This window comes from uncultured Winogradskyella sp. (genome assembly GCF_947498005.1).
Lineage (GTDB): Bacteria > Bacteroidota > Bacteroidia > Flavobacteriales > Flavobacteriaceae > Winogradskyella.
Genome location: NZ_CANMIW010000005.1, coordinates 265317 through 277327, shown reverse-complemented (window position 1 = coordinate 277327; position 12011 = coordinate 265317). Strand labels below are relative to the sequence as shown.

Annotated in this window: 10 protein-coding genes and 1 other RNA gene; 4 read left to right on the top strand and 7 right to left on the bottom strand. The window is 32.5% G+C overall.

Annotated features, from left to right (window positions below):
* Positions 1-185 precede the first annotated feature (185 nt).
* From rny to Q0891_RS11300, 4 genes are all read right to left on the bottom strand, one after another.
* A complete protein-coding gene (gene rny, locus Q0891_RS11315) occupies positions 186-1763 on the bottom strand; it encodes a ribonuclease Y (RefSeq protein WP_299101666.1) in 1578 nt (525 codons plus the stop codon).
* A gap of 57 nt (positions 1764-1820) precedes the next feature.
* Positions 1821-1951, bottom strand: a non-coding RNA gene (gene ssrS / locus Q0891_RS11310) — 6S RNA.
* A gap of 60 nt (positions 1952-2011) precedes the next feature.
* Positions 2012-2299, bottom strand: coding sequence for a cell division protein ZapA (locus tag Q0891_RS11305; RefSeq protein ID WP_186846899.1), 288 nt, complete (start codon positions 2297-2299; stop codon positions 2012-2014).
* A gap of 19 nt (positions 2300-2318) precedes the next feature.
* Positions 2319-2609, bottom strand: coding sequence for a hypothetical protein (locus Q0891_RS11300; protein WP_299101665.1), 291 nt, complete (start codon positions 2607-2609; stop codon positions 2319-2321).
* A 281-nt stretch (positions 2610-2890) separates the two neighbouring features.
* On the opposite strand from Q0891_RS11300, the gene Q0891_RS11295 reads away from it, so the two are divergent.
* The 3 genes from Q0891_RS11295 (at position 2891) to Q0891_RS11285 (ending at position 9014) form a co-directional block, all read left to right on the top strand.
* Complete coding sequence (locus Q0891_RS11295; RefSeq protein ID WP_299101663.1) at positions 2891-4579, top strand: M23 family metallopeptidase; 1689 nt, start codon at positions 2891-2893, stop codon at positions 4577-4579.
* A gap of 11 nt (positions 4580-4590) precedes the next feature.
* Positions 4591-7056 (top strand): carboxypeptidase-like regulatory domain-containing protein, encoded by a 2466-nt coding sequence (locus tag Q0891_RS11290; protein WP_299101661.1) that lies wholly within the window; start codon positions 4591-4593, stop codon positions 7054-7056.
* 158 nt (positions 7057-7214) lie between these two features.
* Positions 7215-9014, top strand: coding sequence for a T9SS type A sorting domain-containing protein (locus tag Q0891_RS11285; protein ID WP_299101659.1), 1800 nt, complete (start codon positions 7215-7217; stop codon positions 9012-9014).
* On the opposite strand, the gene Q0891_RS11280 is transcribed toward Q0891_RS11285, so the two are convergent.
* Positions 9004-10149: a cysteine desulfurase family protein gene (locus Q0891_RS11280; protein WP_299101657.1), complete on the bottom strand. Its 1146-nt coding sequence runs from the start codon at positions 10147-10149 to the stop codon at positions 9004-9006. The two genes, Q0891_RS11285 and Q0891_RS11280, sit on opposite strands and share 11 nt — an antisense overlap.
* 35 nt (positions 10150-10184) lie before the next feature.
* Between Q0891_RS11280 and Q0891_RS11275 the strand changes: the two genes are divergently transcribed.
* Positions 10185-11168, top strand: coding sequence for a hypothetical protein (locus Q0891_RS11275; protein ID WP_299101655.1), 984 nt, complete (start codon positions 10185-10187; stop codon positions 11166-11168).
* Here Q0891_RS11275 and Q0891_RS11270 read toward each other — a convergent pair.
* Both Q0891_RS11270 and Q0891_RS11265 read right to left on the bottom strand, forming a co-directional pair.
* Positions 11165-11722, bottom strand: a complete 558-nt coding sequence (locus Q0891_RS11270) for a Smr/MutS family protein (protein WP_299101653.1) — start codon at positions 11720-11722, stop codon at positions 11165-11167. The genes Q0891_RS11275 and Q0891_RS11270 overlap by 4 nt on opposite strands.
* Positions 11712-11927: a hypothetical protein gene (locus Q0891_RS11265; RefSeq protein WP_299101651.1), complete on the bottom strand. Its 216-nt coding sequence runs from the start codon at positions 11925-11927 to the stop codon at positions 11712-11714. Before Q0891_RS11265 ends, Q0891_RS11270 begins: the two co-directional genes overlap by 11 nt.
* Positions 11928-12011 lie beyond the last annotated feature (84 nt).

Here is a 12011-nt window from a genome sequence, read left to right as displayed (position 1 = left end):
CCAACATATTTTTACTTTAAAGTTGACAGAATACAAGATTTATCCGATTAAATCATTACAATAACTTTAATCTTTTCCGCCCTCTGTAAACTGAAATATTAATGAGTTTTACAATTTTTTACACATTACAATAAAAAAAAGACTGTCATAAACTGACAGTCTTTTTTGATGAAAATTTGATTTAATTATTTAGCAATATTCACTGCTCTTGTTTCCCTTATTACAGTAACTTTTACTTGTCCTGGATACGTCATATCTGTTTGTATTTTTTGAGAAATCTCAAAAGATAAGCTTGCGGCTTTCTCATCTGATACTTTTTCACTTTCTACAATAACACGTAATTCTCTACCAGCTTGAATAGCGTATGCTTTCTTAACACCTGTAAATCCAAAAGCAACATCTTCTAAATCTTTAAGACGTTGTATGTAAGAATCTAATACTTGGCGTCTTGCTCCTGGTCTTGCTCCTGATATAGCATCACAAACCTGAATAATTGGTGATAACAATGTCGTCATTTCTATCTCATCGTGGTGAGCACCAATAGCATTACATACTTCTGGTTTTTCGCCATGTTTCTCTGCCCATTGCATACCTAAAATAGCGTGAGGTGTTTCTACATCTGTTTCAGATGATGGTACTTTACCGATATCATGTAACAAACCTGCTCTTTTAGCTAGCTTCGGGTTTAAACCTAACTCCGCAGCCATTACACCACATAGTTTTGCAACTTCACGTGAGTGTTGCAATAAGTTTTGTCCGTAAGAAGATCTGTATTTCATACGACCAACCATCTTAATTAATTCTGGATGCAAACCATGAATTCCTAAGTCAATCACAGTGCGTTTTCCAACCTCAATAATTTCTTGCTCTATTTGCTTTTCAGTCTTTCTAACAACTTCTTCAATACGTGCAGGATGTATTCTTCCATCCGTCACTAACTTATGTAAAGATAAACGTGCAATTTCTCGTCTTACAGAATCAAAACAAGATAAAATAATCGCCTCAGGTGTATCATCTACAATAATCTCTACTCCAGTTGCTGCTTCAATAGCTCTAATATTTCTACCTTCTCTACCGATAATACGACCTTTAACATCATCAGATTCTATATTAAATACAGATACACAATTATCTACTGCTTCTTCTGTACCAATACGCTGAATGGTGTTAATAATAATCTTTTTAGCTTCTTGCTGAGCGGTAAGTTTTGCTTCTTCTACTCTATCTTGTACAAATGCCATGGCATCTGTCTTAGCTTCTTCTTTTAAAGATTCTACCAATTGAGACTTAGCTTCTTCTGCAGATAACGCAGAGATCACTTCTAATTGTTTTATTTGGCTCTTATGAGCCTTTTCAACTTCGTCTTGTTTTTTCTCAAGAAACTCAGTTCTATAATCGTAATCCTTTATTTTAGATTCTAAAGATTGATTAGATTTCTTTGCTTTATTAAGTTCATTAGAGATTTGAGATTCTTTATCTCTAATACGTTTTTCGGCTTCAGCCATTTTTTTATCACGAGATAAAATTACTTTTTCGTGTTCTGCCTTTAACTCAATAAATTTTTCCTTTGCCTGAAGAATTTTATCTTTTTTAATAGATTCTCCGTCAGATTTAGCCTGTTTTAAAATTGTTTTAGATTCGGCTTCTGCATTAGAAATAAGCTTTGATGCTTTTCCTTTCTCTAAAGATTTTGCTATAATATATCCTAGTATTACGCCTAATACTACACCTCCAACTATATATATAATTGTGTTACTGTCCATTGTTTATTGTTTAGTTTAGTATATAAAAAAAGCCTATATCAGCTATCGGTTTTGTATAAACTCCTTAAAAACAAGTTTAGGGCTAACAAGATGATCAAAAATCTGTCTAAGATACTGAAACGAGTTCAGCACTAACAGCACGATTTTACAACTTAAACTCACCCTTTTTAAAGAATTGATCGTTGAGTTTATCAAAAAATGTAACTAATATAGGCAGTAACCTTATTTTATTTTAAAGAACGTACGAGTTAAATATGTTGATTTAATAGTTCGTTTAAAGCTTCTAACTTCTCTTGAACTTCTTCATTTACATACTCTTTATCTATTGACTTTTGCTCTACTTGAGCCGCAAACTGTAAAGCACACATGGCTAATACATCTTGCTTATCTCTTACAGAATAATTCTGCTCAAATTGCCCAATCATAGCCTCAATTTTTTTTGTGGCCTTGCGTAAACCTTCTTCTTGACTAGGATTTATCGTTAACGGATAAACTCTATTCGCAATAGAAAGTTTAATCTTTAATTGTTCTGGCATATCATTTAAATTTACAACTTTATTCTGAGAGTTGACCTATACAATGGTCTATATCTCTTATAAGTGCATTTATTTTGAGCTTCGTTTCTCGTTTATTTTCGTCACTACCAAGCATTGAATTTGCCATTTTGAGCGTATTATGCTTATCTGCCCAATCCGCAATTTCTTCTTGCTGCGCTTTAAGCTTTAATTGCTGCTGCTCTATTTCATTAGATAGCCGTGCATTAGTTTGTTTTAATGCTTCCTGCTTATGTAAAATCTTACTGATTTTATTTTCTAACGCATCAACAATGTCTTCTATTTTACTCATTAAAGCAATTCAATACTATTGAAACAAAGTTAACATACCAAATGAAAAAACGCAATTCTTTTGTGATTATTTTTTATAAACCTAATGTCTATAAGATTAATACTTTAACTAATAGACTAAAATTAAAAGCTTTAATAAGTATTAAAAATGAAATAACATTTATGAAATATTAAAAATGAAATTAAAATTTTAAAGTAAAAACTCACGGTATTAAAAATAATACACTTTTAACATTTGTATTTCGTTATCAAATTAATATTTTAGCTATTCTAGTTTTATATATGAAACCACTCTTATTTTTTATCTTATTTTCTTGCTCTATTTATGGGCAATCTGAATATCCTCAAGACTATTTTAGGCATCCATTAGACATTCCTTTAGTGCTTTCTGGTACGTTTGCAGAGTTACGTTCTTCGCATTTTCATGGCGGATTAGATATTAAAACACAGCGTAAACAAGGTTTAAAAGTATATACCGCTGCAGAAGGCTATGTAAGCCGAATTAAAATTTCGCACTTTGGGTATGGTAAAGCTATTTATATCACTCACCCTAATGGTTATACAACAGTATATGGTCATTTAAAAAAATTATCTGACCGGTTTGAGGAGTATATAAAACAATGTCAATACGATAAAGAAAGTTATGAGGTTGAAGTTTTTCCACATTCAGAAGAATTATTAGTTGCCGCAAACGAAGTCATAGCATACTCCGGAAATACAGGTAGTTCTGGTGGACCTCATTTGCATTTCGAAATTAGAGACAACCAAGAGCGACCAATAAATCCATTACTTTTTGGCATGAAGGTTAAGGATTCTAAACAGCCTTATGTTTCTGCAGTTTTTGCCTACCCTAAAGATGAAAACGCTTCAATTAACGGAAAAAACGAACGCACTCAATTACGATTAATTCCTCAAAAATCTGGAGATTATACCGTTGAAAAAATAACGGCTTATGGTGACATTGGTTTTGGTGTAACTTCTTACGATAAGCAAGATTTAGCTCCTAATAATAACGGTGTTAGTAATATTCAAACCATATTTAACGGCAACAAAAGTATTGAAGTAGATTTTAAACGATTTAGTTTTGAAGAGACCAAACATATTAAACGCTATGTTGATTACAATTACTATAAAACGAAAAAATCAAAAATTCAAAAGTTATTTATAGAACAAAACAATCCGTTAAGCTTATATAAAGACGTGCATGACAATGGATATGTATCTGTAGAAGACAGTACAGCAACTGTTTATAAAATAAGAATTAGAGATTATCATAACAATGAAACATGGGTTACTGTGCCAATTGAAGGTAAACCCTTAGTTGTAAAAAAAGACAGTCTTATAGATGAATCTGATAAAACCTTAATATATAGTGACCAATCGACAACCTTAACTTCAGGATTAATTACCGTTAATTTTTATGAAAACACTTTATATGATGATGAATTTGTAGATTTTGAAGTCAATTCTGATACGCTTTTTCTGCATGAAGATAAAATACCACTTCAAAAGAATTTTTACATCAATTATGATTTAACGAAGTATAAATCAGAACATCAGGATAAAATTTTTATTTCAAAGTTATACGGCTACTATAAAAGACCCAATTACATTAAAACTACCAGAAAAGGTAATGTACTAAGTGCTAGAAGTAAAACATTTGGCACGTTTGCATTAGCTATGGATACCATCTCCCCTACCATAAAACCAATTAATTTTCAAGATAAGAAGTGGTTAAGCAAATACAGATATCTAAAAGTGAAGATTGAAGATGACTTATCTGGTATTAGCAAATACAGAGCAACTGTAAATGGCCAATGGATATTAATGGAATATGATTATAAAACCAAAACTTTAATACACGATTTTAATGATAACATCGTTAAAGGTACTAAGAACGAATTAAAGATTATAGTAACAGATAATGTAGGAAATAGTTCTACATTTGAAGCCACCTTTTTCAGAAAATAAAACCAAACTATTTGAAACGCTTACACTTTATTATTTTAATTAGCTTACTATTTAGTTTGCTATCCTTTGCGCAATCTTCAATCATAAGAGGTGTTATTTTAAACGAAGCCAATACACCTATTGAAAACGTAAATATAAAAGCGAGTACTGGAGAAGGTACAGCGACCAATAGTAATGGATTCTACGAATTAAAAATACCTTATGGTAAAGAAGTTACTGTGGTTTTCACACATTTATCTCATGAACGAATAGAACAAACCTTCAACTTAAAAAATGGACAGGAGTTAGAATTTAATCCTGTTATGCTCGTAGAATTTGAACAGATTACAACCGTTGTTATTAATAGTAATACAAGATTAACAACGGAAGGCGTTGTGTCAATTGATCCTGCAACGCTAAGAACCATAAAAGGCGCACAACCAGGTGTAGAGAACATTTTAAAAACATTACCTGGCGTTAATATTTCTAATGAGTTAAGTACGCAGTATTCTGTTAGAGGTGGGAATTTTGATGAAAATTTAGTTTATGTAAATGAAATTGAAGTTTACAGACCTTTTCTTATTAGATCTGGAAATCAAGAAGGTTTAAGCTTTGTGAATACAGATTTAGTGCAGAATGTAGATTTTTCAGCTGGTGGTTTTCAAGCTAAATATGGAGATAAATTATCTTCCGTACTAGATATTACATATCGTAACCCAGTTGATTTTGGGATAAGGGCAGATTTAAGTTTACTTGGCGGAAGTATCGCAGCAGAAACCGTTTCCAAGGATGGAAAGTTTTCAGGTATCGCAGGTGTACGCTACAGAGATAATAGTTTACTGCTCAACAGCTTAGAGACTGAAGGCAATGTTGAACCTGTTTTTGCAGATGCTCAAACCTATTTAACCTATCGTTTTTCGAGTAAATTTCACTTAAACTTTTTAGGGAATCTTTCTTTAAACAAGTACAATTTTCAACCAGAAAACAGACAAACAAATTTTGGTACACTTCAAGACCCAGTAGCGCTTTTGGTTTTCTATGAAGGTCAAGAAAAAGATCAATACCAAACAGCGTTTGGAGCATTAAAGGCTAACTATTTTGTAAATGAAGACCTAACTTTAAAATTAATTGCATCAGCATATCACACTACGGAACAAGAATATTTTGACATATTAGCACAGTATCGATTAGGTCAAGTTAATACTAGTATTGGCGACGAAAATTTAGGCGAAGTAGAATTTAGTGAAGGTATTGGTTCTCAATTAACACATGCTCGTAATGATTTAGATGCTTTTATTATAAATGCAGAACACAGAGGCGATTATAAAATTGATGAAGAAAGTACTATTGAGTGGTCTGTAAAATATACCAATGAAGATATTAGAGATAGACTTGTAGAATATGAAGTTATTGACTCTGCTGGTTTCTCTATAAGACCTCCACGTTTTAGCGAACCAAATTACCAACCTTATGAATCTTTCTCAGGACCATTAACAGCCTTTGAAGAAGTAAGAGCTTTAAACCGAATAACCATAAATAGATTTCAAGCTTTTGGTCAGTACAGTAAAAAAACGGATTGGAATGGACACGAAGTCTTTTATAATGCAGGTGTAAGAACTCATAGTTGGTCCGTTTCTGGCGAAGATGTTGAAACTAAATCCCACACTGTATTTAGTCCAAGAGCTCAATTTGCAATTAAGCCTAACTGGGAAAAAGATGTGCTTTTTAGAGTTGCAGGTGGTTTATACCATCAACCGCCTTTTTACAGAGAGTTAAGAGATTCTGTAGGAACTGTACAACCAGATGTTAAGGCTCAAAAATCATTTCATGTGGTACTTGGTAATGAGCAAAGTTTTCAACTTTGGAAACGACCATTTAAATTGGTAGTAGAAGCCTATTATAAAGGTATGAGTGACGTTAATCCTTACACATTAGAAAATGTGAGAATTCGGTATGCAGCAAAAAACAATGCAAAAGCGTATGCTTATGGTTTAGATTTAAGACTAAATGGAGAATTTGTTCCTGGTACTGAGTCATGGTTTAGTTTTGGTTATCTAAAAACAGAAGAAAACATTGACGATCGTGGTTACATTGCAAGACCAACAGACCAACGTTTAAAATTTGGTGTACTTTTTCAAGATTATGTACCCAATATGCCTGATCTAAAAATGTACCTTAATTTAGTTTATAATACTGGTGTTCCTGGAGGTTCGCCTAGTTATGCCGATCCCTACGTTTACCAACTTAGACTTAGAGATTATAGACGTGCAGATTTAGGAATTTCATACCAAATTGTTAACCCAGAAAGCAAGTACAAGGCCAAATGGAAAAAGTCGGTAAAAGAATTGTCTATTGGTTTTGAAATTTACAACATGTTTAATAACCAAAATTCCATAACAAATACTTGGGTAAGAGACGTGTATAGCAAAGGGCAATATGCAATTCCAAACTATTTAACGCCTCGCGTTTTTAATTTAAGATTATCTGCCCGATTCTAATTTTTTCTTGTTGAATTAGAAAAACCAATCTTATTTTTAGTGGAAATACCAATATTACCGATGACCGAACATTAATTCAACTATAAAATGTTTAAATTTGTAACTATTTAATTCACTTTTGGTTACCCTACTAAACACAAGTGCAAAAATTTAAGAATATGAAACTTTCTTTATTTGCATGCGCAATACTGTGTTTTTCTTTTTCATTCGCTCAACTAAGCGTACGAAACAATGCTTATGTATTTGTTTCTGATGAAGTACTCTTTGTTAACGATGATGTTAATTTAGAAGAATCAACCGCAAAAATTTATTTAAGAGATGAATCTCAACTAATTCAAGGAACAGGTACTACAGGTAATTCTGGATTGGGAGAGCTAAGTGTTTACCAAACTGGTACAGCTAACCAATGGAGTTATAATTATTGGTGTTCTCCAGTAGGTAATACCTCTCTAGCAAATGGAAATGAAGATGCTAGAGTCGCCCTACTTAATGATGTTATTGATCTCGAAAACTCAACACCAGCATTATTTACAACAGGCTACGATGGTAGCGCAAGTCCATTAACAATTTCTACAAGGTGGCTATGGACGTACCAAACTTCTAGTCTTTATTCAGATTGGTTTTTTGTTGGAGACGCAGGCGCTATTGCTCCTGGTTTAGGATTTACAATGAAAGGAAACGGTACAGGTGTTTCTAATAATCAAGAATATGATTTTAGAGGAAAACCAAACAATGGAACCATGTCTAATCCTATTGCAGTTGGCGAATTTACATTGGTTGGTAATCCTTATCCAAGTGCTATAGACTCTGCAGCTTTTATTCATGACGCTGATAATGTAAACGAAATCGTTGGTACACTTTTTTATTGGGAACAAGCAGGATATATTAATTCACATTACGTTGCAGATTATATTGGTGGTTATCATGAGTTTACCATCAATGCAGCTGGCACAATAGTATCTAATACATTTGCTCAATTCGAAACTTATAATTCTCAAGGAATTTCTACCGGAATACCTCCTGGACCTCCAGGTGGCACTAAACAAGCACGTCGTTATATACCAATTGGACAAGGTTTCATGGTTGAAGGACAAGCTGGTGCAACTACAAATACTGTATCTGTAAAAAATACGCATCGTGTTTTTGAAAAAATTGGTACAGATAGTTACTTTTTTAGAAGTAGTAATACTAACGATAATAATGCTACTGAAACAACTCCAAATACTGGGATTCAATATCAAGAAAATGGACTTTCCATAGTTCCTAATGATTATAAAAGGTTTCGACTAAATGTTGATTTTAGTGTCAATGAAGCACAATACACACGTCAACTCTTATTGAATTTTCATGATACGGCAACCTTTGGACATGATAGAGGTTTAGAATTACATCGTTCTCAAAATTTAAGTTCAGATGCTTATTTTGAACAAGAAAATGATGTCTATTCTGGTTTGGCTTACCCATTTGCTCAAGAGTTAACAATCCCATTTGTAATTGATATTGAAGAACAACAACCATTAAGATTCAGAATTTTCGATGTTCAAAATTTTGACGAATCTCAAGGTATTTATATTCATGATAATGAAAATGACACATACATTAATTTAAGAAATGTAGATTATGAACTAAATATTGAACCTGGAAACTACACAAATCGTTTTGAAATTGTATTTACAACAAACAGTACCTTAGGTATTGAAGATTTTGAGGCTACGTCTTTAACCATACGTCAAAACAATGATAATAATGAGCTTTCAGTTTTAAATCCTAATGCATTAGATATTAAAACTATTGAGATATTTGATGTCGCAGGTAAACGTATTTATAATTTACCATATAATGCGGTTTCAGAACTTTATAGTGTATCTACAGCTGCGATCAGTGATGGTGTGTATGTTGTAAAAGTGACCACAAATTCTTCAACTGTAAAATCACAAAAAATTATTGTTAAGAATTAACAAACGCTTTTAATACACTTATTACATAATCTAATTCGTCTTTTGTATTGTAAATACTAAAAGAGAAACGCACAGATGGTTGCTTCAGTTTATTTTCTGATAGTATTTCAGTCAATACGTGAGATTGTTGGCTACTACCACTTTGGCAAGCACTTCCTTTAGAACAAGCAATTCCTTTTAAATCGAGCTGAAATTGTAACATTGCTGTTTTTTCTGCAGCTATTGGTAAACAGACATTAACTAATGTGTAGGTACTGTTAGTATTATCTTCACAACGACCATTAAAACTTGCTTCTGGAATCTCGTTTTTTAGTTGCGCTATGAAGTAAGTCTTTAAACCTGAAACATACTTTTTATCATCTTCAAGATTAGAGTAAGCAATCTTTAAAGCTTCATCTAAACCAACAATATTATGAATAGACTCCGTACCTGCTCTATAACCTCTCTCCTGTTCGCCGCCAAAAATTAATGGTTTAAGACCAGATTCTTTTCTAATAAAACAAAAACCAACACCTTTAGGTCCATGAAATTTATGCGCGCTAGCAGCCAAAAAATCTATAGGTATAGCTTGTAGGTCAATTTTATAATGACCAATAGATTGAACAGTGTCTGTATGAAACAATGCATTATTCGATTTACATAAATCAGCTACTTTCTTTATATCTAAGATATTTCCTATTTCGTTGTTAATATGCATTAAACTAACTATTGCTTTATCACTAGATTTTAATAATTGTTCTAAATGCGCATAGTCAACTTGTCCACATTGGTCAACGTTTACATAAGTAAGCTTTACATTATATTCTTTTTGCAGCTGTTCCGCAGTATGCAAAACCGCATGATGCTCTATTTTAGAGGTTATAATTTCAGTATAACCTAAATCTCTAACAGCACTGCGTAAAGCTAAATTATCCGCTTCAGTTCCACCAGATGTAAAAACTATTTCTGAAGCAGAAACATTAAAATAAGATGCAATATTCTTTCTACATTGTTCTAAAAGAGCTTTAGATGAGCGTCCAAAACTGTGAGTAGACGACGCATTACCATAGTTTTCTTGTAATACTATAGTCATACGTTCTATAACTTCTTTACGAATTGCTGTGGTTGCCGCATTATCTAAATAAACGTGTTTCATTTCACAAAAATATTGTAAATAAAATTATTTAGATAATGGAGCGTTATAATTTTACAAATCCTTTATTTTTGTTTAAAATTGAATCTATGATCCGTCGTTTTTATTTCCTTTTTTGTTTCGCTTTTTTAGTCGCTTGTGATGATGGCGATATTTTAACAATTGACCTCGAGTTTGAAGGTGAATTAGAACGTTGTGATAATGCAGTTAACTCATATTTGTTATATGACACTCGTGAAAGTCCTAGTGAAGCGTTATTATTAATAATAAATAAGGATGAAGAAAATGAATTAATTTTTACAACAGCTACGTCGGCAGAATTCACTATTGTAGAAGGAGGCGAAACGCGCTTTATACTAAGGTCATATAACAGATCTATAGAAGACGATGAATTATGTGATGATATTCCACCTGGTGATTTAAGTGTAATTGATGATTACGAAGCAGACAGCGGAACGGTTTATGCCACTTCAACAATTATTGATGATGATGGAGATGGTATACCAAGTGAAGATGAGTATGGACCTGGCGGAATTGATGATCCACAAGATTGGGATGGTGATGGCTTACCAGATTACAAAGACGACGATGATGACAACGATAATGTAAGAACTTCACAAGAAATTGATATTTTAAATGCTGATGGTGATGATGATCCGTTAACCAATGGGCTAGATACTGATGGTGATGGTACATTAGATTATTTAGACGACGACGACGATAATGATGGTGTACCTACTCGTCTAGAAGATTTTTCTGTAAATCAAAACCCTAGAGCACAGGTAAATATTGTTGCGGATGAAAATGACATAGATATTTATCGTTACTTATATAATCACATTTCTGCGCAAGAAGAATTTGATGACTCTGGTTTTATAGTGAGTACTTACACAAGTACAGTGACTACTAGTTTCATAATTGAAAATGCAGGATTTGACATTATCAATTCTACGTATATAGATTATGGAGATTTTGATATTTCTTATATCATTACTGTCGAACCGGAAACAGATGATGATTAAGGCGCTATATTTTGTAATATTCTAACTTCAGTTGCACCTAATCCATAAGTTTTATAGTCAGCATCATAAAATTTTACGTTATTATAACGGCTAAATAAGGTTTCTAATTCTTGACGAAGTACGCCTTCGCCAACACCATGTATAAATACAATTTTTGGGATTCGTTTACGAATTGCAAACTCTAGTTGTCCTCTTGCAGTATCTAATTGAAGATTTAGCATGTCATAGTTAGTCATGCCTCTAGACGATTTAGTTAAATGATGAATATGTAAATCAACCTCAAACTTTGGTGCATGTCGTTCTTTTGGTTTAACCGTTAGTGTTTGTTTTCTTTTTTTAAATGCTTTTTCTTTTTTAACAGCCTCAAAGTCTGCATTGTAAACAGCACTTTTTAAAGAATTACCAGCTGCTCTGATAATGAGTTCGTTAGCTTCAAACTGAAAATCAAAACCATTATTATCTTCAACTGTAATAGTGTTTTCAGAAATCTTAGTTACAGTTCCTGAAATATCGTCGTCTATAGTTTCAACCGAATCGCCAATTTTAAACTTCATCTTCCTTCTCAGTTTTTATAAAAGATTCTTCTGGTTTATCATTTTTGCTAGGAATATTTCTTGAAGTTCTATAAATACCAAACATCAATAAGGCAATACCACCAATTAATAAATATAGATTTTGCTCTTCTTCTGCATTTGCATAGAATGCAATTAAGCCACCAACTACAATGCAAATTAAATTTACTGTTCTAGAAATATTCATAATTAAAAAATTAAAACACAAAAGTACACTTTAGAAAAATAATAAATTCATTTGTAAAAGTATTTAGTAAAATCTTAATTTAGC

Excerpts from the sequence above, each read along its gene's own strand:
- rny (WP_299101666.1), bottom strand. The coding sequence starts at position 1,763 with ATGGACAGTAACACAATTATATATATAGTTGGAGGTGTAGTATTAGGC.
- Q0891_RS11265 (WP_299101651.1), bottom strand. The coding sequence starts at position 11,927 with ATGAATATTTCTAGAACAGTAAATTTAATTTGCATTGTAGTTGGTGGC.
- Q0891_RS11295 (WP_299101663.1), top strand. The coding sequence starts at position 2,891 with ATGAAACCACTCTTATTTTTTATCTTATTTTCTTGCTCTATTTATGGG.
- Q0891_RS11305 (WP_186846899.1), bottom strand. The coding sequence starts at position 2,299 with ATGCCAGAACAATTAAAGATTAAACTTTCTATTGCGAATAGAGTTTAT.
- Q0891_RS11285 (WP_299101659.1), top strand. The coding sequence starts at position 7,215 with ATGAAACTTTCTTTATTTGCATGCGCAATACTGTGTTTTTCTTTTTCA.
- Q0891_RS11300 (WP_299101665.1), bottom strand. The coding sequence starts at position 2,609 with ATGAGTAAAATAGAAGACATTGTTGATGCGTTAGAAAATAAAATCAGT.
- Q0891_RS11275 (WP_299101655.1), top strand. The coding sequence starts at position 10,185 with ATGGAGCGTTATAATTTTACAAATCCTTTATTTTTGTTTAAAATTGAA.
- Q0891_RS11280 (WP_299101657.1), bottom strand. The coding sequence starts at position 10,149 with ATGAAACACGTTTATTTAGATAATGCGGCAACCACAGCAATTCGTAAA.
- Q0891_RS11270 (WP_299101653.1), bottom strand. The coding sequence starts at position 11,722 with ATGAAGTTTAAAATTGGCGATTCGGTTGAAACTATAGACGACGATATT.